This is a genomic window from uncultured Thermanaerothrix sp., assembly GCF_938028735.1.
Classification (GTDB): domain Bacteria; phylum Chloroflexota; class Anaerolineae; order Anaerolineales; family Anaerolineaceae; genus Thermanaerothrix.
On the sequence record NZ_CALIMF010000006.1, the window covers coordinates 13,598 to 34,202 of the forward strand.

At 52.3% G+C, this 20,605-nt stretch carries 21 protein-coding genes and 1 pseudogene; 6 read left to right on the forward strand and 16 right to left on the reverse strand.

Annotation, left to right across the window (positions count from 1 at the left end; all coding sequences use genetic code 11):
• Nucleotides 1–651, forward strand: a complete 651-nt coding sequence (gene eda / locus Q0721_RS04440; protein ID WP_299025950.1) for a bifunctional 4-hydroxy-2-oxoglutarate aldolase/2-dehydro-3-deoxy-phosphogluconate aldolase — start codon at nt 1–3, stop codon at nt 649–651.
• On the opposite strand, the gene Q0721_RS04445 is transcribed toward eda, so the two are convergent.
• Nucleotides 648–2,564: an ASKHA domain-containing protein gene (locus tag Q0721_RS04445; RefSeq protein ID WP_299025953.1), complete on the reverse strand. Its 1,917-nt coding sequence runs from the start codon at nt 2,562–2,564 to the stop codon at nt 648–650. The two genes, eda and Q0721_RS04445, sit on opposite strands and share 4 nt — an antisense overlap.
• A gap of 87 nt (nt 2,565–2,651) precedes the next feature.
• Between Q0721_RS04445 and Q0721_RS04450 the strand changes: the two genes are divergently transcribed.
• The 4 genes from Q0721_RS04450 to Q0721_RS04465 all read left to right on the forward strand — a co-directional run bounded on the left by Q0721_RS04450 (nt 2,652) and on the right by Q0721_RS04465 (nt 5,991).
• Nucleotides 2,652–3,296 carry a corrinoid protein gene (locus Q0721_RS04450; protein ID WP_299025956.1) on the forward strand — a complete coding sequence of 215 codons (645 nt, stop codon included), beginning with the start codon at nt 2,652–2,654 and terminating at the stop codon, nt 3,294–3,296.
• 23 nt (nt 3,297–3,319) lie between these two features.
• The gene (locus Q0721_RS04455; protein ID WP_299025959.1) at nt 3,320–4,024 is read left to right on the forward strand and encodes a response regulator transcription factor; all 705 of its coding nucleotides are present in this window, start codon (nt 3,320–3,322) and stop codon (nt 4,022–4,024) included.
• A complete protein-coding gene (locus tag Q0721_RS04460; protein WP_299025962.1) occupies nt 4,021–5,442 on the forward strand; it encodes an ATP-binding protein in 1,422 nt (473 codons plus the stop codon). Before Q0721_RS04455 ends, Q0721_RS04460 begins: the two co-directional genes overlap by 4 nt.
• Nucleotides 5,443–5,589: 147 nt before the next feature.
• The gene (locus Q0721_RS04465; RefSeq protein WP_299025965.1) at nt 5,590–5,991 is read left to right on the forward strand and encodes a zinc ribbon domain-containing protein; all 402 of its coding nucleotides are present in this window, start codon (nt 5,590–5,592) and stop codon (nt 5,989–5,991) included.
• A gap of 30 nt (nt 5,992–6,021) precedes the next feature.
• On the opposite strand, the gene Q0721_RS12340 is transcribed toward Q0721_RS04465, so the two are convergent.
• From Q0721_RS12340 to Q0721_RS04530, 15 genes and pseudogenes are all read right to left on the reverse strand, one after another.
• Nucleotides 6,022–6,501, reverse strand: a complete 480-nt coding sequence (locus Q0721_RS12340; RefSeq protein ID WP_366519171.1) for a YkgJ family cysteine cluster protein — start codon at nt 6,499–6,501, stop codon at nt 6,022–6,024.
• Between the two features lie 88 nt (nt 6,502–6,589).
• A complete protein-coding gene (locus Q0721_RS04470; RefSeq protein WP_299025967.1) occupies nt 6,590–7,681 on the reverse strand; it encodes a response regulator in 1,092 nt (363 codons plus the stop codon).
• Nucleotides 7,668–9,923: a GAF domain-containing protein gene (locus tag Q0721_RS04475; protein WP_299025970.1), complete on the reverse strand. Its 2,256-nt coding sequence runs from the start codon at nt 9,921–9,923 to the stop codon at nt 7,668–7,670. The genes Q0721_RS04470 and Q0721_RS04475 overlap by 14 nt, the downstream gene beginning before the upstream one ends.
• 151 nt (nt 9,924–10,074) lie before the next feature.
• On the reverse strand, nt 10,075–11,475 hold the full coding sequence (gene gdhA / locus Q0721_RS04480; RefSeq protein WP_299025973.1) for an NADP-specific glutamate dehydrogenase: 1,401 nt from the start codon (nt 11,473–11,475) through the stop codon (nt 10,075–10,077).
• Between the two features lie 144 nt (nt 11,476–11,619).
• Complete coding sequence (locus tag Q0721_RS04485) at nt 11,620–12,522, reverse strand: helical backbone metal receptor (protein ID WP_299025976.1); 903 nt, start codon at nt 12,520–12,522, stop codon at nt 11,620–11,622.
• Nucleotides 12,519–13,697, reverse strand: a complete 1,179-nt coding sequence (locus tag Q0721_RS04490) for a M20 family metallopeptidase (protein ID WP_299025979.1) — start codon at nt 13,695–13,697, stop codon at nt 12,519–12,521. Before Q0721_RS04490 ends, Q0721_RS04485 begins: the two co-directional genes overlap by 4 nt.
• A 9-nt stretch (nt 13,698–13,706) precedes the next feature.
• Entirely contained in the window at nt 13,707–14,426 is a 720-nt protein-coding gene (locus tag Q0721_RS04495; RefSeq protein WP_299025982.1) for a PIG-L deacetylase family protein, read from the reverse strand.
• A gap of 22 nt (nt 14,427–14,448) precedes the next feature.
• A complete protein-coding gene (gene ricT, locus Q0721_RS04500; RefSeq protein ID WP_299025985.1) occupies nt 14,449–15,330 on the reverse strand; it encodes a regulatory iron-sulfur-containing complex subunit RicT in 882 nt (293 codons plus the stop codon).
• A 4-nt stretch (nt 15,331–15,334) separates the two neighbouring features.
• The gene (locus Q0721_RS04505) at nt 15,335–16,420 is read right to left on the reverse strand and encodes an Mrp/NBP35 family ATP-binding protein (protein WP_299025988.1); all 1,086 of its coding nucleotides are present in this window, start codon (nt 16,418–16,420) and stop codon (nt 15,335–15,337) included.
• Nucleotides 16,421–16,465: 45 nt separating this feature from the next.
• Complete coding sequence (locus Q0721_RS04510) at nt 16,466–16,798, reverse strand: hypothetical protein (RefSeq protein ID WP_299025991.1); 333 nt, start codon at nt 16,796–16,798, stop codon at nt 16,466–16,468.
• Between the two features lie 5 nt (nt 16,799–16,803).
• Nucleotides 16,804–17,412 carry a 4Fe-4S binding protein gene (locus tag Q0721_RS04515; RefSeq protein ID WP_299025994.1) on the reverse strand — a complete coding sequence of 203 codons (609 nt, stop codon included), beginning with the start codon at nt 17,410–17,412 and terminating at the stop codon, nt 16,804–16,806.
• Nucleotides 17,413–17,425: 13 nt separating this feature from the next.
• On the reverse strand, nt 17,426–18,511 hold the full coding sequence (locus Q0721_RS12345; protein ID WP_366519175.1) for an NADH-quinone oxidoreductase subunit D: 1,086 nt from the start codon (nt 18,509–18,511) through the stop codon (nt 17,426–17,428).
• 273 nt (nt 18,512–18,784) lie between these two features.
• A pseudogene (locus Q0721_RS12350) lies at nt 18,785–19,165 on the reverse strand (NADH-quinone oxidoreductase subunit C); the annotation flags it as partial.
• Nucleotides 19,158–19,796, reverse strand: a complete 639-nt coding sequence (gene nuoB, locus Q0721_RS04525; protein ID WP_366519176.1) for an NADH-quinone oxidoreductase subunit NuoB — start codon at nt 19,794–19,796, stop codon at nt 19,158–19,160. The gene nuoB and the pseudogene Q0721_RS12350, both read right to left, overlap by 8 nt.
• A gap of 73 nt (nt 19,797–19,869) precedes the next feature.
• Nucleotides 19,870–20,121 carry a hypothetical protein gene (locus Q0721_RS04530; RefSeq protein WP_299026000.1) on the reverse strand — a complete coding sequence of 84 codons (252 nt, stop codon included), beginning with the start codon at nt 20,119–20,121 and terminating at the stop codon, nt 19,870–19,872.
• Here Q0721_RS04530 and Q0721_RS12355 point away from each other — a divergent pair.
• Nucleotides 20,005–20,601: a hypothetical protein gene (locus Q0721_RS12355; protein WP_366519177.1), complete on the forward strand. Its 597-nt coding sequence runs from the start codon at nt 20,005–20,007 to the stop codon at nt 20,599–20,601. The two genes, Q0721_RS04530 and Q0721_RS12355, sit on opposite strands and share 117 nt — an antisense overlap.
• Nucleotides 20,602–20,605: the final 4 nt, after the last annotated feature.

Below are 20,605 nucleotides of genomic sequence, written 5' to 3' on the forward strand. Positions count from 1 at the left end.
ATGGATCGCCTCACCGTTTATCGCGCTATCCTAGAAACGCGGCTTATCCCTCTCTTTTTCACCCCCCATCCGCAGACCGCTATCGAAATCACTAGAGCCTGCCTGCGAGGAGGCGCCACCGTAATTGAGTTTACCCATCGGGGCGAAAATGCTTTAGAGGTCTTTGCGACACTATACCAAGAATTTGAAAAAGCCGGCGTGGTGATCGGTGCCGGCACAGTTCTAGACACCTTAACAGCCACCCTTTATATAGATCGGGGGGCCAATTTTATTGTCAGCCCCATATTCGATACCACTCTTGCCACCCTTTGCCATCGCCGGGGAGTAGCTTACGTTCCTGGCGCTGCTACTCCCACCGAGATTGTTAACGCCCTCTCAGCGGGAGTGGAAATCATCAAGCTCTTCCCCGCTGATTCCTTGGGTGGTCCTGACTATATTCGCAGTCTGCGTGGTCCCATACCCTGGCTAAAACTTCTCCCTACGGGTGGCATTCCCCTCAAAGAGGAAGCAATTCGCGCCTGGTTCGAAGCCGGTGCAGTGGCAATTGGCATGGGCAACCAACTCGTGCGTCCGGAGTGGATTGCAGCGCAAGCCTTTGAAAAGATCGAACAGGCAGTTGCCCAAGTCCTAACCTGGATCCACTCTCCTTAGGTGTAACCGAGAATCGTGCGCGCTTCTCCTGGTTCGGGGAATCGCAGAGCATTGACAAAATAGGTTTGAAAGGCCACATCCTGAGGGATGAGCAGATGCTCCATTCGTTCCACCAGCTCCACAGCGCGGTGGTGCAAAGCACGATTGAGCAGGACCATGCAGGCCCCCGCACCAGCTGCATTTCCCACTGATTGAATGCGTTCCAGATCCACAGAGGGAAGCATCCCCAATGCCATTACATGACGTGGACTTAGTACACTCCCGAAAACTCCTGCCAATAGAATTGTGGTAAGACCTTCACTTCTGATACCCACCCGTTCTAGCACAAGAGCCAGGCTCGAGGCCAAAGCGCCTTTAGCCAATTGCACCGCCCGAATGTCCCCCTGGGTAATCAGCAAAGGCGAACCCGTGCTACTTTCTTGCGCAGGCACAATCTCGAGCGCCAACTGATGAGTATGGGTTCGAGTTACACATGCCGCACCATTTCGCTCGTGGATGCGCCCGTCGGGGGTAATCAACCCAGCAGCCAGGGCTTCGGCAACGATCTCGACTACCGCCGAACCACAAAACCCCCTTGCCTTAAGATCAGATCTCGACATTTCAATCCAATCTTGACCAACCAGCGAGAAAACAAAGCGTCCGCTCCAGGGATCGAATTTGACATGATCTACCGCTCCCACCTCTGCACGCATCCCATACGTAATGTGAGCCCCCTCAAAGACTGGTCCCATCGGAACAGAAGCGCAGATCAACTGATCGGCATGTTTTAGGATGATCTCGCCGTTTGTCCCTATATCCACGAGCAAAGCAGGGCCTTCAACGCTTTCAATGCCACTCCCCAGGACTGCGGCTACCGCATCGGCCCCCACATACCCTGCTTTGAGCGGCAAGACGTGCAGCCGTGCTGCAGGAGCCAGACGTAATCCGATCTCACTAGCGGGGATATCCAGGGCCTGCTGAAGCACCGGTTCAAAAGGCACACTGCCGAGTCCTGAAGGATCAAGCCCCAGTGCCAGATGATGCATCACGCTATTGCCCACCAAAACGGCCTCCACAATATCCCCTACCCGAATACCCACTTGCGAGGCCAACCGAGCAATTACCTCATTAAGCGCTTTGATCAGAATTTGCTGCAGGTATCTCAAACCTTCCGAATGGTTCTGGACAAACCCAATGCGCGAGACAATATCCGCTCCATAGGCCATTTGGGGATTGAGTTCAGAACCCGATGCCAGAATACGTCCCTGGATCAGGTCACATAGATAAACCGCTAATGTAGTCGTTCCCACATCAATGGCAATGCCATAACCATGCTCGTGAAACCCCGGCTGAATGTGAATCACTTCGCGGTCATCACGCAAAGTGATTGTCACCTCCCGAACTCCACCCTGCCAGAGAGAAAGAAGTTCCTCCTCGGCAGAAGGTTCCCACTCCAGAGACTTCTTCCCCGCTATAGCCTGCACACTTTCTTTGACATAGGATAGCGCCATCTCCGAGGAGGAGAGAGTGTCTTCATACAAGGCTACCTGCAGTAACTGCACCGTTGGATCAGTCAAGAATTCCTTGCTAAAAAGGGTCTTTTCCTTAACCCAACGGCGCCGCCGGGATGTTTCGGGAATTCGAACCCACACCTGCCCCCTTACTTGGGCTCGACACGCTAAACGCCAACCCCTTGGGTATCCCTGCCGCTTCAAAAGCGCCTTCTCTTCTGCCGACAGCGGGGAAAGAGCATCAGGGTCCACTGTTTCTACAGCCACTACGCATTTTCCACACCAGCCTTTACCTGCACAAGGCGCAAGGAGATCCACACCCACCCGCTGAAGCGCCTCAAGCAGAGTTTCTCCAGGCTGAGCTGGGATCGAACAATTTTCGGGAAGCAGCACCACCTCTGGCATTTTAGGGAAACTCTTCACAAAAAGCGTTCTTCTGATTCCTGATTATAGCCCGGACATGCTCTCCTGGTTATAATTACCTCCACACACAAATCTGATGAGGAAAACATGCCTATAGAAACCATCGCCTCAATCTTTCAAGCCGTTGTAGATGGCAACACCCGGGGAGTGCTTGAGGGTGTTGATCGTGCCCTCAACCATGGAATCGGGGCTGAGGAGATCCTGAATCAAGGGTTAATTGCAGCTATGGGTGAGGTGGGCCGCTTGTTTGAAGAAGGCGAGTATTTTGTTCCCGAGATGCTGGTAGCAGCGCGCGCCATGCAGGCCGGCCTCAATCGCCTGCGCCCATTATTGGTTGCACAAGGCGTTCAACCCCTAGGAAAGATTATCCTAGGAACTGTCAAAGGGGATTTACATGATATTGGCAAGAATCTGGTGAGTATGATGTTGGAAGGGGCCGGCTTCCAAGTCATTGACTTGGGCACCGACGTGGCCCCTGAGAAATTTATTGCCGCTCTGGAAGAGCACCAGCCCGATATTCTAGGGATGTCAGCCCTTTTGACCACCACAATGCCAAATATGAAAGCCACTCTGGAAGCTCTAAAACAGGCTCATTGGCGTGACCGCGTTCGGGTGATTGTGGGGGGTGCGCCAGTCACTGAAGCCTTTGCGCAACAAATCGGCGCAGATGGCTATGCGCCAGATGCCAGCCGTGCTGTCGCTCTAGTCAAGCGCTTGCTTCAAATCGCTTAGGCAGGGCGTTCATCGAGGATTCTATGTCACGCACGCTTCTCCTTATAGACGATGATGCCCTTCTTCGCCGTTCATTGGGTTTCAGCCTTGAACGTGCCGGCTACAGGGTACATGCAATGGCAACAGCAGAAGACGCCCTGGCCTGGCTCAAAGCCAACCAGCCCGACCTCGTATTACTCGACATCACCCTCCCAGAGATGGACGGTCTAGAAGCCCTGCGTATCCTCCGGCGCGAATGGCCCATGCTTCCGGTGATCCTTCTCACAGCACGGCGCCGCGAGTTGGATGAGATTTTAGGGCTGGAATTAGGGGCCGATGATTACGTGACCAAACCCTTTGACACGGATGTCTTGCTTGCTCACATCAAAGCCGTTCTGCGCCGTTCTGAGATTACGGGGCAACCGGCTTCACGCCCGCCTATTACTCTTGACGATCTCTCCCTTGATCCCCAAACTCGTCAAGCCACCCTGAGGGGCACTCCCCTTTCATTATCACCTCGCGAATTCGACTTACTCTATCTTCTGGTCAGTCACGCACCGCAGGTTATTAGGACTAAAGATCTGCTTAACCAGGTATGGGGACCTGAATTTCAAGGACAGCCTCAAGTAGTCTATGTGCACATTCGGTGGCTACGCGAAAGGATAGAGAGCGATCCCGACCACCCTCAGCGCATCCTAACTGTACGTGGGATTGGTTACCGGTATGAGCGCCGGGGTGATTCCTCATGAACCGTCTGCGCTATCACCTTCTTCTACTAGGTCTTCTGCCGCTGCTACTCATCATGCCCATGGTTATTCTGACCAGTGGTACCCTGGTGCATTCTCAGCTCATCCTTAACAACCTCTTAAGCGATTACTCCCGCCAAGCCCTTCTTGTTTCCGAACTTCTGGCCAACCGCCCCGAAATTTGGCAGAATCGCCGCCTCGCGCAGGACTTTCTCGCGCGTATTGCCGATATCATTCCCACTCGCCTACAACTCTTTGATGCCCAAGGCTACTTGGTAGCCTCTTCAGACCCGGGGGATGCTCTGCTCATTGGCACCCGGTTTGAATTTCCCAGCCAGAATACAGCATTTACCGCAGGTAATATTGTCCTTGTCCAGGTAAGGAATGATGAGGGGCTTCTTGCTCCCATCTTGGACGGCTCAAACGACCTCCGAGGATTTGTCTTTCTCAACACCCCCTTTGTCGAAATTACCCGCCGAACCGCGGCACTACACTGGATTCTGCTTGCTACAGGTGGAGGGGGCTTGGTGTTAGGCACTCTCCTCGCCTTGAAATTGGCTCGAAATCTCGAACACCCGCTCCAACGACTAAGTCGCACCGCTTACGAACTTGCGCTTGGTACCGCGCCTCCCCGGCCACTGCCGGAGGAGGGTCCTCGGGAATTGCAATTGTTGGCCCAGGCTTTCAATGCCTTCCTTGAACGCCTGCAAACTCTGGAAAAGGCCCGTAAACGTCTCCTAGCAAACCTAGTTCACGAACTAGGGACTCCCCTGGGAGCACTCCTTTCAGCTGTGCAGGCACTTCTCTCTGGAGCAGCAGAGGAAACCGAGTTGCGCAATGAACTTCTGCGCGGTATGGAGCAGGAGCTCCAGCGCTTAAAGCGGCTCACCGAGGAACTTGCCCACCTGCACGATCAGGCTTTTGGAGTATTCGAACTTCGCTATCAGAGCATCAACACCTCTGAATGGCTAGCAACTTTCCTGGCCACGTGGGCTCATGCTGCCCGAGAAAAACACCAACAATGGATTGTGGACCTTGCGCCGACACTGGTCAACCTTGAAGCAGATCCGGATCGCCTCGCCCAGGCTCTAGGTAACCTAATCAGCAATGCCATCCGTTATACCCCTGCAGGGGGAAGCATTCGGATTCGGGCCTTTACCAGCGCAACCGAATTTCACTTCATTGTGTGTGATAGTGGCCCAGGGATTCCACGCGAAGAACTAACGCGCATTTTTGAGCCGTTTGAACGAGGCAGCGCTGCGCAGCGTTTCCCCCAAGGAATGGGGCTGGGGCTGACCATTGCCCGCGATCTGCTTTATGCTCATCAGGGACATATTGAAGTTGAAAGCACCCCTGGGCAAGGATGCTGTTTCCATGTATCTTTACCCTTGAACAAGCCAAACACGAATACCGCCCCCTGAGTCCGCTTCCTACCCAATCTCACCATTATTCACACTTTCTTCACCGCCGCTTGATAAAAACTTCATAAGGGAATCTTACCTTTGTTTTATGCTTCATAGACGAATGATGAGAATCGTGACTACTTCCGTCTATCCAAGGAGGTATGAATGAATAAAAAATCCGGTTGGTCAGTAGTTCTGTTCGTAGTCGGAAGCCTCTTAGGGGTAGTGTTACTCATTGGCCTGGTACTTCTCTTCATTAATCGCTGGGGGTTGGGATTTTACGGAATGCCTATGCGACCTTGGGGATTGCACCGGTGGGTCTATCCATCTTTCATGGGGTGGTTCGGTCCATTAGCGATGATTCTCATATTGCTTTTGCTGATCGTCTTCCTGGTTTTGGGTATGATCTGGCTGACACAGGGCGCATCACCAACTAACTCCACCCCGCCCACCTCCACCCCACCCCAATTACACTGTCCACAGTGCAAGCGCCCTATCCGGGATGATTGGCAAATTTGCCCCTACTGTGGCGCGCAACTGCAACAACAAGCCTCTCTTAATCCCTGAGTCCCTACTTTCCCTAACTGGCAGGAACTCTCACCCTGCTGATCGCCTTGATCTTTTCGAGCGGGTACTGTGCACGGCACCCGCTCGGTTTTGAAGGCTCTTTCTTGAGGAACGTAAACTTCGATTGAGTTGAGTGGAAAACATCTCAATCTTGAAGGGAGGCAAACCCCATGCTACACGGGCCCGATTACACCGCTCCAAGGCCTCCAGCGTTACCATCACTCGACCGCTTTTCCATTGAATTCCAAATTCTCGGCAAGGTGAAGGGCGACGTTCGTAGATCCGACAGCGTACTGCATGTCCCACTTCCCCTTCTAAGGCAACACAGCGCGGAGGAATGCGCTCCGTCCCACGCATGAGGTGATAGAATGGTGGCTCGGGGACAGTCAACTCGGCAGGGACATACCCACCTGGCGCCTTATCTGTCTCACCCCAATAAAACGAGACCCGAAAGTAAGCACAACAGGCACCGCAGGTTCGGCAAGGATTGGCGGTATCCCTTGCCCACATACCCCACCTTTTACGTGTAAGGATGAGTTTAGGTTTACCAAATTAGTATCTCATTTCCCCAACTTTGCCAAGGATTAAGAAATTACACTCAATCCTGCTCACGATGCTTCATAACCAACGCCACTGCACCGGCTCGACTACGCACTCCTAACTTGGCAAAGATGGATTTCAAATGACGTTTTACCGTATTTAACGAAATCACCAGTTTTTCCGCAATCTGTGCGTTCGAGTACCCCTCTACCAGGAGTTCCAGGATTTGGCGTTCCCGGTCAGTAAGCACTCCCCAAGGAGATTCGGCACTGCGTCGTGATCGAATCTCTGCCAACACCCTTAACAACATCGCCCGCTCGAAGGTTGGCTTTTCTAAGAAAGTGTGTATGCGTCCCTCTGCGTAGAGTCGCTCAATCAGCCGGGGGGATGAAAGGCCACTAACAACAATCGTTGGAATCCCTCGTGCATGAATGTGATCCAACAGACGAATTCCACTCAACTTCTCATCTTCTTCCAATATCTCCCCGCCCCTCCTCTCATCTTTCCCCTCCACCAGCGAGAGATCCACCACGGCAACATCAAAATGATAACGATGCAAACGGCTAAGAGCCTCACCCAGCCCACCGCAGATTTGTACACGAAACCCTGCTTCGCTCAGAAGCTCGCCCAATAAGACGCGCCACCCTGCATCATCATCCACCACTAAAGCACTTTCCCTTTTCTCTTCCTTCTCTTCTGAAAGCGGCTCAGGAATCCTTGTCCGCTCTTCCTTTGACGATATAGCAACCGGTGCACTAGCAAGAATTTCCCTCACCAGAGCACGAAAGTGGGCACGCGTGAAGGTCTCCTTACGCAAACAGGTTAGCGCTCCGTACTCGCGCAATGCCGCAACAGCAATTTCCACTGTGGCATAACCGGTCAACAAAATGGAAGGACAAAAAGGCGCTTGGCGGCGGATAGCCGCCAATACTTCCAGGCCTTTGCGATTAGGCTGATATGCCTCGCTTAGAGATAAATCTACCACTGCCAGGCGATAGATATGGAAGTGCATCAACTGCTGGGCTTCAACCAACGACTCAGCAAAATCCGTTTCTACCCCTTCGTCGGCCAAGGCTTCCGCAATAATTGAGCGCCACGCCGGGTCATCCTCAACAATCAATGCACGTCCCAATCGTTCACACACTTTCATTATTACCCCCTTTACTTTCAGGCGCAACCGGCAATCGCAGATAGAAACTAGTTCCCCGGGCAGGATGACTTCTTACTTTCACTGACCCACCCAATCGTGTCATCAAGGTTTTAACCCACCACAGGCCAAACCCAATGTGACTGGGTTTACGACTGGAAAAGTGTAACTCAAAGAGGCGGTCCTGAATATCTGATGGAATGCCCGGCCCATTATCGCTAACCTTGACTTCAACCCAATCTCCCTCAGCCCGACCTGCAATTTCAATCTTTCCTTGTCCCTCCAGAACCTCACAGGCGTTCTCAATCAGGTTCTGGAACACCAGGCGTAAGTTAGGTTCACTGGCAATGACCCAGGGCAATTGTTCGAGGTTAACCAAGGTGACCTCAATACCTTCTGGGATCGAAGTAGAACGCAAGGCACCTTGGACACACGCCAAAATAGAGACTGGGCTGGGCTGAATCGGATGTAACAGGATCAAACTCTCCTGCAAAGCATTTAATGCATTGCGAGTAGTTTCTTTGATTTCCTCCAGATTACGGGCAAGATAAACATCTTCTTCGAGAGTCGCACGGCTTTTCTCCTGAAGAGTCTCGATCTTGACCGGGATCACCCCCAATTTGTTGTTCATCTGGTGCAATAGGTTAGCCGCCACATCCCCCAGAGCCGCAAATGTTTCGCTGAGCATTTGCCGTTCGTGGGCCGCTCGGATGGCTGCCTGACGTTCGGCGCTTTCTATGGCCAGGACAGCATAACGGGCCAGGATGGTAAGTACTTTTTTGTCCCAATCTGATTCGATGAAATGTCCCGGGTCGCGCTGGGTGCTGTACACAGCAAAAGCCCCGAGGGCCCTGGCAGCCTCACGTCGCCCCACCAGCGGCATGACCAGCGCACGCTGCCAACCTTGTTGACGGGCCAATTCTGGGCGAAAGAACCAGGCCTCTTCGGGCAGATTGGTGGAGATAACCACTTCTCGATGTAACACAGCGCGCCCTATTAGGGAGTTGTTTAGGGGAAGCACCTCGGCATGCTGATGCCCCTCCAACGCAGCCACCAGGCGCAGATCATCCCCCTCCAGCAACCAAATCGCCGCGGTCGCCGCATTGAGGAGATGGCAGGCCTTTGCCACCAGATGGTGCAAAACTATTTGGCATGGTTCGGTCAGTAGTTTCTCGGTTAATTCCTGCAAGGCATCGAGCAGTCTAACTTCCTGAATGGCAATAACGGCCTGATTGGCCAGTGCCTGCACCAAGTGACTATCCTCCTCAGAGAACGCTCCTGGAATCGGGCTTTCAAGATTCAACACCCCTTCCACCCGACCACTAGCACTGATCAACGGCACCGCTAGTTCGGAGCGAATTTCAAGGCCCGGATCAAGGGGAGAATACATTTTCGCCCACGGCTCCTCCCGAACGTCCGGAATGCACAGAGGTTGGCGGTGCAAAGCCACCCATCCCGTAACGCTCCCTGTATCAACAGGTAATTTCTCGGCTTTTTGACCGTGAATGGATTTTCCAATCACCACACTGGGTAACAAGTAGTCTCCACTGGCATCCACCAGCCGAAAACTTCCGTACTCGGCGTTGGTCACCTCAAGCGCCATCCTCAAGATAGTATCCAAGGTATCCTCAAGGCGTGGGCGCGAGGAAATCAGCATCCCCGCTCGCCGCAACCGCACCAATTCTTCGTCACGACGCCAAATTGCCTCCCGTGCGCGCTCAACCTGGCGTGCATGATAGACAGCCATTGCTGCCTGATTGGTGAAGTTTTCAAGGGCAAAGATTTCCATGGGGGTAAATGAGCGGGGTTCATACAAGTAGACATAAAGCACGCCTACCACACGGCGAGCGACAATGAGCGGAAACGCTGCCGCCGTTGTAGCACCCTCGCGTTGGCGATGTACGGGGAGATTCAGATCAGGCTCCTCCTCTAATAACACCCGACGTTGACGATTAACCGCACGCCACCCCAACCCTTGAGGACGCGGAAGGTCCTGGTTGGGATCACTAATCATTAGCCGTTCTCCGGCAGCCGCTCGTGAAGCGGGGAGGAACGATTCACGCGTGGCATCGTAAAGAAACAACACCGCACAACTGCCCGGCACAATGCATACTACGCTGTTAACTACCAGGTTCAACAGCCCTTCCAACGTGATTGAATCACTCAGCCCCAGATGATTAACCAGGGTCGAAGATTGATTCAAGGTATTGAGAATACGATTAATCTCGCTCTCCGCAGGTACCATAAAAAGGTTTATAAAAACTTGTCCGTACAAACGTAGATAGTTGAAGATAATATTATATGCAAGATTTAGGGGACGTAAAGAGCAACGGAGTGCCTGCTTTCAGGACACCCCGCGCTCAAAGGACCAACACCTCAGGAGAAAAAGATGCTTTTTATCCGGCCAGTCCCATGGCCATCATTGCTCGCGCAACCCGCAAAAAACCCGCAATATTCGCACCGTGGACATAATTTCCTGGCACACCAAAGGCCTCAGCCGTTAAATAAACTTGCTGATGGATATTTTGCATAATCCTACGAAGTTTTTGATCCACCGTCTCAAAATCCCACTGCTCGCGACTGGCATTTTGCGACATTTCCAGTCCCGAAGTAGCCACACCTCCAGCATTGGCGGCCTTGCCAGGGGCATATAAGACCCCCGCCTCAAGGAATACCCTCACTCCTTCAGGAGTGGTAGGCATATTTGCCCCTTCGGCCACTACACGGCAACCATTTTGCACCAACGCAACCGCATCATCTCCGGAGATCTCATTTTGAGTAGCACAAGGAAAGGCTATCTCACAAGGAACGCGCCAGATATTCCCCTTGGGCATATACTTGGCTTGCGGCCGATATTGTGTGTAGTCCTTCAGGCGCCGTCGTTCCACTTCTTTCAATTGCTTCAACAGCGCCACATCAATCCCCTGTTCATCGTACACTACGCCGTCCGAATCCGAGCACGCTATCACTTTTCCACCCAACTGGTGAACTTTCTCAATCGTGTAAATGGCTACATTTCCTGCGCCAGAGACCACACACGTCTTACCCTCAAGGGTCTCACCCCGTATCTTAAGCATTTCCTCAACGAAATAGACCAGACCGTAACCCGTTGCTTCCGTGCGAACCAAGGAGCCACCCCAATCTACTCCCTTTCCCGTCAGCACACCGGCCTCGAATCGGTTGGTCAACCGTTTATACTGCCCGAAAAGATACCCTATTTCCCGCGTCCCAACACCAATGTCACCCGCGGGAACGTCTGTATGTTCGCCGATGTGACGATATAACTCCGTCATAAAGGATTGACAGAAACGCATTACCTCGCGATCTGATTTCCCCTTGGGATCAAAATCGCTTCCACCCTTTGCACCTCCCATGCCTAACCCGGTCAGCGCATTTTTGAAGATCTGCTCAAAGCCCAAAAACTTTATAATTCCCAGATAAACAGAAGGGTGAAAACGCAATCCCCCTTTATAAGGACCCAGCGCACTATTGAATTCCACTCGAAAGCCGCGGTTAACGTGGACATGCCCCTGATCATCTTCCCAGGTAACCCGAAAGATGATTTGACGTTCGGGTTCACATAGGCGTTCAAGGATGCGCTCCCGGCGCAATTCGGGATGCCGTTCCAGCGCCAGGACCAGTGAGTTTAACACCTCACGCACCGCTTGATGAAATTCAATTTCCCCCGGATTGCGACGCACCACCTCATCATAAACACTTTCAACAACCTCCTGAGCGTCAGGATAGGCATGAATGCCAATTGTGGTGATAGATTGGGTTGAGGGGAGAATACTCATAGCTGCCTCCTTGGGAGCAATGTATTGGTGATTTTCTCCCCAATCCTAGCCGCTTTTCCCCACGCTGCCTATTACCCGAAAGGGTCAATTTTCAACATCTGGCCCACAAGAAAGACCATTTCCCCCTACCCAAAGAATATAAAACTATGCCGTCATCTCAAACAAGGGAGGTAATTGCGCAAGTGCTTCGCCCATACGTACACCCGGCCAGGTGATCAAGGAGCCCTCAACGTAATAAATCCGACCATTTTGAGCTGCAGATGTTTCAGCAAAAATCTCCGCCAGGCGTTGGCAATCCTCAAGCCGATAGGGATAGGGTTCGCTGGGGACCAGGATGATCTCAGGGTCAGCACGCAACACCTCTTCTAAACTCACCCGAGGGTATCGAACATCACGTTCGCCCGGGGGTTCACCCAAGGTCTCGCCCAACTCGGCCTCCAAAGGATAGCGGCGTTCACGACCCGCAAAAACGTTTTCTCCCCCGGCAATTCGCAGAAGATCGCTGGAGTACGTCTCGCGGTTGAAGGTCATCCACCAGCGCCCATATCGCGGATGCTCTTCCTCCCAAATTGGGCAAAAATAACGAACCTTGGGGCGTTCATCATCCGCCAGTTCGGCAATCTCAACACTTCTTTCTAAAACGCGTAGCGCCTGAAAGGCATGATCACGGGCAAACAGATGCATAAGTTTCCACAAATCAGCCAATGCTTCACGTACGGTTTTTGGAAACGTAACCCACACCCGCTGTTCAGCCTTGACCAATGCCCAGATAACCTCAGGAGTGTTTTCTTCCTGACTGGCGATAATAAGATCGGGTTGTAGAGCAATGACCTCTGCCACACGCACATTTTTGGTTCCACCAACTCGTGGGTAGGCATCTAATAAGCCTTCGGGATAGATACAGTAATCCGTAACACCAACCAGCACGTCCCCCAATCCCAGCCTCACAATGGATTCGGTTATTGAGGGCACAAGAGATACTACTCGCCGAGGCGGGACATCAAACACTGGTGGAGTGCGCAGGCTGGCCAAATCCTTGCCCCTCATCGTGCCCCCAACTTTGCCAGAGTCGCCGCGCACATCAATGCCACTCCATAAATCAAAGCCCGCTCATCAAAATCAAACCGCGGATGATGATGCCCATAGATAAGACCACGCTCGGGATTGGCACTGCCTATCATAAAGTAACATCCGGGCACTTGCGCCATCATAAGGGCCATATCTTCTGAGACCATAGTCCGATATGTGGTATCTACATTTACTTCGGGGATAAGGTCTTGGGCGACTTGAGCCACCCATTTTGCCATCGCCTCATCATTAATAACTGGCGGCGTTAGATCTGTGACCTTTATCTTCCCATCGCACTCCATCGCCTGAGCCAACTCTTGTGTAATTTGAGCCGTCCGCTTCAGAACTAGATCACGAACGGACGAGGCAAAGGTGCGCAATGTGCCGCGCAGTTGAACACTTTCGGGAATGACGTTATGGGCTTCGCCTCCATGTATTTGCGTGAGGCTGAGAACAGCCACCTCCAGCGGGGGAACATTCCGCGAGATAATGGTCTGTAATGCCAGCACCAGCTGAGCGGCAGCAACGATGGGATCCCGCGTTTGATGAGGTAAAGCCCCGTGCCCTCCTTTACCACGTAGGGTGATCTCCACAATATCAGATCCGGCCATGAAGGGCCCGGGTACCGCCGCCACCCAACCTACCGGTTTTTCGTTCCAGAGATGCAGTGCCAGCGAGAAGTCAGGCCGCGGATTTTCAAGCACACCATCTTCAAGCATCGCCTGGGCTCCGCCTAATCCCTCCTCGGCGGGTTGAAAAACAAACTTCACTCTCCCGTGCAGAGCTTCACGCTGCTGGGCCAAAATCCGGGCCACAGTGAGGCCAATCGCAGTGTGGCCATCATGACCGCAAGCATGCATCACACCCGAATGAGTGGAAGCATATTCAGCTCCTGTTTCCTCCTGAATGGGCAGTGCATCCATGTCAAATCTTAGTAACGCTGTCGGGCCATCATGCATTCCGTCCAGAATTGCCACTACCCCCGTTTTGCCCACTCCTGTGGTGACTTCCAATCCCAGGTTTCGGAGTTCACGGGCTACAATCCCTGCGGTACGGTGCTCCTGAAAACCCAGTTCTGGGTGACGATGGAAATCACGACGCAATGATTGCGTATACCTAAAAAGAGCCTCGGCCTGTTCCAGTAAGAACTTCATGGCAACTCCTTACTTCACAACCCGGTAGAAATACTCCTCATATCGCGGGTGCTCGGGCGTGCTATCCGGTGCCAACCGGGCGCGCAGACGCTCTTCTAATTCAACCATGTTCTCAATCTGGCTGCGATGGGCTCCGAGTGCAGCAATCTTTTGCTCCCAGTACTCAGTCACATCCAAGCGTACGTTTGGCTGCTGTGTCAGCGAAAACCATACTTCTCTAACTTCATGTGGTTCTAAGCCCTCATCGGTAATCAGTTCGGGGAAGAACATTGGATTCCCCACCGCCGGAAAAACCGCGTCCAAAACGATTTGCCCGGCAGCGCGATGATCGGGATGGTTGATGCGATTGGGCCCTGGAAAATAATTCAATGGGTCACAAGTAACCACGACATCCGGGCGCTCCTGGCGGATAATCCGCACGGCATCGCGCCGCGCCTCCAGCGAGGGCAATAAGTAGCCATCTGGATAATTCAAGAATCGCACGCGTTTGACTCCCAAGAGCATCGCCGCCTTTCGCTGCTCCTCTTCCCGGATTTGCTTGAGTGTCTCCGGTGGAATTATTCGCCCATTGACCCCTTTATCTCCTTTTGTGAATAGACAATAAACAACTTCATGCCCACGCGCGCACCAATAGGCGATGGAGGCGCCACAGAAAAATTCAGGGTCATCCGGATGCGCCAGAAAAACCAGGATTTTGCGGGGTGAGTCCCAATCCACGAAGAGTTCCATTCTGTTTTCCATAACACTAAATTTAACGTTTCCCTTTTGATTTATCCGCAGACGGATTAGCAGGTGATCCCCCGCCATTGGCGGGTTTGATTTCCTCTTTTGAGAATTCGCGCACCCCCACCTCAGGAATTTCCACCTTTACCTTTCCCATCAAGATGTTCAGGTCCACCACTTTCCCCTCACCCGCGGGAGTAAGAACACGCTTGTTGCGCTTAGGAAGATCACGGCAGGCCTCGCAATATTGTTCGTATTCGTAGATAAGACAGCAACGCAACCGGCCACACATCCCAGTGATCTCGGCCGGGGTAAGGGAGATGTCCTGCTCTTTGGCCATGCGTATTGAGATGGAGTTGAACTCGGTCAAAAACTTCGCGCAGCAACGCGTTTCCAGGCCGCATGCACCCATTCCACCCATGTACTTGGCCACATCTCGTGGCCCCAAAAGGCGGTACTCGATCTGCACAGTAGGAAAGAGCTTTTGCACCGCCTGACGAAACGCTTTGAGGTCTTGCTTCTCCTCCGTTTCACTGCTGTACAAAATCGCCAGGTGAGTTCCATCCAGGCTGTACTCTGCACCGATAACTTTGACCCCGTTCAAGCCCAATTCATTAACTTTTTGCGTGCACAAATAGATGGCCTGCTGTTCCTTGGCCTGCCACAACTGGCGCAAGAGCAGATCGCGTGGGGTTGCCAGACGGCTAATGGGTTTCCATTCTCCCTCGGGAGGGCGACCGGGCGTTGTCACGATCTGAACAACCTCCCCAATCTGCCAACCCCGCGTGGTTTCTACCACCACACGATCCCCCACCTCTACTACTCCCAGATGGGTGGCATTGTAATGATAAACTTTTCCTACCTTCGAAAATCGAACCCCAACAATCAAGGGGTCGGTGCCTGACGCCATACCACTAACCCGTGATCTCAATCTTTGGGAGCGGCTGTTCCCCTTGCAAAGCCGTTATGCTGATCTGTGCGGCCAGACGGCGAGCAATATTTAACAACGCCTTGGCTGACGCGGATTCAGGTTGGGCAAGCACAATAGGTGAACCATGATCACCGCCGATACGCACGGCAGGATCTAGGGGTATGCTCCCTAGAAATGGAACACCGGCTTTTTGAGCCAGCTTTTCACCGCCTCCTTGCCCAAAGACATCCACACGGCTACCGTCTGGAAGTTCCAGAAAACTCATATTTTCAATGACCCCTAGAATTGGGACGTTGAGTTCGCGGAACATCTCCAGGCTTCGGGCAGCATCTTCCACAGAAACCGCTTGCGGCAGAGTTACAATAACAGCTCCGGTCAAGGGAATGGATTGTGCCAAACTTAGGGGAGCATCCCCGGTGCCAGGGGGCAAATCAATAATCAGATAGTCCAATTCCCCCCAACTCACATCCGAGAGGAACTGACGAATCGCTGAATGAAGCATTGGGCCGCGCCATATTAACGGCTTCCCCTGGGGAACAAGAAAACCGATGGACATCACTTTAACCCCAAAGGCCTCAGCCGGGACCAATTTCTCGCCTTGGAACGGAGGCAAACGATCCACGCCCAACATGGTGGGCACGTTGGGCCCGTAAATGTCAGCATCCATAAGCCCCACCGTAGCCCCTTCCTTCGCCAAGGCTACCGCTAGGTTAACCGCGACGGTGGTCTTTCCAACTCCACCTTTCCCCGAGGCTACCGCCACTGCGTTTTTTACCGGCAATTGCAGGCTACCGCGAATACGACCATCTGAAGCCACCGTAGCCTGCACACTAACTTTCACTTCCTTAACCCCGGGTAGCGAGAGCAGGGCTGCCTTGACTTCATCTGTAATTTGGTCCCGCAACGGACAGGCTGGGGTCGTCAAAACGATTTCGACCTCAACTACTCCATCCACCATTTCAAGGCGACGCACCATATTTAAACTGACAATATCACGTCCCAATTCGGGGTCTTTTACCTGGCGGAGAGCCGCCAAAAGAGACTCTTGGGATAAAGTATTTGGGCTCATGATTACTCCTTTCGTAAGTCCAATTGTAATGCAAACTGAGACACTTCACACACTTTTGGCCCGCTCCAATAAAAATGCCTCCGCCTCAGCACGGCAACGCTCGAATTGCTCAATTAATTCTTTATCCTGACCTCGATAGCGGCGAATGGTCATGCGGGCACATTGGGTGCATCCCCGCATTCCACGAAAGGAGTCAGCACTGCAGATCAAACAGTTACTCACTCGTGCCATCAAAAGCGTGAAAGCCACTTGATCAATCAACGGGATATTTTCCGCCTCTAATCGAGCAATCAAATCTTGCCAGAGGGGACCGCGCAAATCCTTCAGGTAGGGTAGCACTCGCAGCGGAAACAGCAATTCGGTATCTTCATTATACATGGCAACTATCCCGCCGTAGATCCAGCCTTTTTCGCATCACCCTTCTGAGCCCGCGCTGCCTCTTCGAGAGCATAATCCGTTGGTCGTATAGAGGCGTAATAAGAGACGGGCTTAGCAAGTTTTTCAAGGTCGTAAATATGCTCGCTCAAGCGATTATATGAGGCAATCTCATAATCGTGATCCATTTTAATCGCATCAAAAGGACAAAATTCAGCGCAAAATCCGCAATTCATGCAGATATCAACGTCAATATAAAACGCTGCTGGTGCAGGAATGGGTCGTCCCGTCTGCGGGTCATTTCTGCGCACAATCCAAATGCACTGGGGTGGACATACCTTAGCACAAATCCCGCAAGAAGTGCACCGCATCTGCTTCTCACCATTAGGACCTTCCTCATAAACCAGAAAAGGCAGATAACGGAACGCCTCTGGGACCGGAAGTTTCTCCTCCGGATATTGCACGGTGAATATCCCGCGCACATCGCTACTACGACGCGCCTCAACCCCCTCAGGGGTGAAATAACGTCGTTTGCCATAGCGCAAATCCTCAATATATGTAACAACCAAATGCTTGAAAGTCACCCACAGGCTTTTCAAAACGCCCCAACCAGTCACACCAACCTCCTCGCTACCGATCGACTTCGCCCAACACGATGTCAATAGAACCGAGAATAGCAACCACATCTGCCACCTTGTGGCCTATCGCCATATCCGCTAAACTGGTCAGGTTGATGAACGAAGGGGCACGGACGTGGTAACGCCAAGGATTAGGTTTGCCGTTTGAGACCACATAGAAGCCCAGCTCACCCTTGGGGCCTTCCACACGTCCATAAGCCTCACCCGGCGGAACCCGCACCTGATATTGTGGTTTTCCAGTCATGATGGGTCCATCAGGGATATCTCGTAGCACTTGCTGCAAAATGCGCAGACTTTGGCGCATTTCATCCAGCCGGATTAAGTAACGATCATAAATATCCCCATGATAACGAACCGCCACATCAAACTCCAGCCGGTCATAAATGCTATAAGGTTCAGCCCGCCGCACATCGTAAGGGACACCTGAGGCACGCAACACCGGCCCTGAAGCCGAGTTGGCAATGGCCTGTTCGGCAGTCAGCACGCCCACACCTTCACACCGCTCACGCACAATTTCATTGTGGGTTAGGAACTCATCCATTTCATCTACTTTGCGCGGCAAGCGGTCGTACACTAGACGGCGAACTTTGGCCAAAATATCCGCCGAAACATCGCGTGCCACACCACCAAAGCGAAAATAATTGCACATCATCCGCGAACCCGAAACAGCCTCAAAAACGTCCAGGATGAGTTCTCGTTCTTCAATGGCATAAAGAGCAGGCGTAAAGTAAGCCCCCAGATCATTAAGCAGAAAGCCAATTGCAAAAATATGGTTGAGAAAACGGGTTAATTCTGCCATCATGACCCGAATGTATTCAGCCCGCTCTGGGGGTTTAATCCCCATTAACTTTTCAACCGCCAAAGCATAACCAAAATTGTTACTCATCGAACAAAGATAGTCCAGACGATCGGTAAAGGGCATATTCTGAAGGAATGTGTTCCGCTCTCCGATTTTCTCGTGATTACGGTGCAAATATCCCATGATTGGCTTAAGATCTAGGATGGTTTCCTCACTTAGCGAAACAACCATCCGGAAAACGCCGTGGGTTGAGGGATGTTGGGGCCCCAGATTGACCACTAGAGTATCCGTATGAAAGTCGTCGTCTTCGCCAATGCGCTTGAGAGCCCGATAGACAGCCTCGTCATCAGGAGACGTCCAGGTTTCCGGATCAAAGCCAGGAGGGTACTGTACGTTGTCTCCAAAGGGATTACGATCTTCTGCGCGAAAGACAAAACCCTCCGGCCAACGGCTCTTAAAGGGTTTGGCTTCTTCCTCAAAGTAAGGCTCACGCCAATCCTTGCGCAATGGAAACCCGGCAAAACCTTCCCACATCAGGATACGCCGTAAGTCGGGATGACCCTCAAAACGAATGCCCAACAGGTCCCACGCTTCACGTTCCTGAAACTCCGCACCTCGAAACAACGGTACCAGCGAGGGCACTCGTGGCTCCTCTCGAGGCGTTTGTACTTTAAGAACCAGCGCAGGGCCCCCAAGAGTCTTATAGAGATGATAAACGACCTCCATCTTGCCCTCAGGGAGATAATCCACCCCAGTCACCGAGGAAAGATAATCGTAACCGTACTCATCCCGTAGTTGACGTACCACATCCAATAAATGTTCGCGTCCAACTATATATCCTTGATACCCAGGGCGGGTATCCAGTTGGACTTTGTTGGGGAACAGGTTGACCAAATCCGGAATCTGGGCAATCTTGGGTACGGCTTCACTCATTGGAAACTTCTCCTTCTTGCGCCTGCGTCGCTTGGCGGCGGGTCACTTCGCGGATTAAAGCATATTTGCGTGGATCCATTAAGTCCGGGCCCAACACCGGTATGGGAATGGGTTCAGCCGCGCCTTTTTGGTACCAAGGTAAATCACGTAGAGATTGGCGCTCGATCTTCTTTTGTAGGGCTATCAGCCCGTTCAAGAGTGCCTGTGGGGTGGGTGGGCAACCAGGGATATAAACATCTACTGGGATGAACTTATCAATTCCCGAGACAACATTGTACCCCTCTTTAAAAGGCCCACCTCCAGAAGCACAGGCCCCCATAGCAATTACATAACGCGGCTCTGCCATTTGGTTGTAAAGGCGCACGATCTGGGGCACCATTTTCTTAGTCACAGTGCCGGAAACAATGAGCACGTCGCTCTGGCGAGGGCTTGGTCGCATGACCTCCATACCAAAGCGCGCCAAATCATAACGGCTGGCAGCCGTGGCAATCATTTCAATTGCGCAACAGGCCAGCCCAAACATCATCGGCCAGAGAGAATTAGCCCGCCCCCAGTTATAAATGCGTTCTAGCGTTGTGATGGTGACTTGATGGCGAAGTTCTGGGGGAATCTCATAACCTGGGGTAGTCATTTCAGTTATTTCCTTCTCACTCATTGGCGCATCCCTTCAGTTAAGGGCCTACTTGCAAACATGGGGGGTGATCTCATGGGAGTGCTTTTTCCATTGTACCGAAGTTTGCCGGTTTGTCAACTATTGATTTATAAAAAATATTTTTTACGTTAATACCCAAAAAGTGATAAAATAGATTTAAAACCCGATGAAGGATACGCGTTCCCTTATTCTTAATTTTGTCCGGCGCCATCCATTCAGCACCGCCCATGAAATTGCGCGTGGGCTCGATCTCACCCCCGCGGATATTCGTTACCATATCAGGGCCTTGGTCAAAGAGGGGCACCTGCGTAGCCTCTTACCTCCTCGGTACCATCCAAGACGCGGGCGTCCGGCCGCTGTTTATTTCCCAGTCCATACCCCATCACCGCATGCTTTATTATGGCTATGCGAGACTTTGATGCGCGCCCTCCCTACACAGTCTGGGCTATCTCTCTTGGACTCCATTAAAGGCCTAGTAGAGTCCCTTCCCCTTGAGTCCTTTTCCTCTTCAGCCTCGCCCCCTGCTAAGCGCCTCAATGAGATGATGCACTACTTAAAAAACAAGGGATATGAGGCACGTTGGGAAGCTCGATCTTCCGGCCCTATGATTGCCCTTTCCAACTGCCCCTTCTGGCCTCTCCCCCTGCGCCTTCCCCACTTATGCCTATTCGATAGGCATCTCCTGGAACGCTTGAGTGGATTGACCCTGGAACAGGTTGAACGCGCTAACTTAGATGAAGGGCTGACGACTTGCCTATTTAAGTTGAAACACCCCAGCGCATAAAACC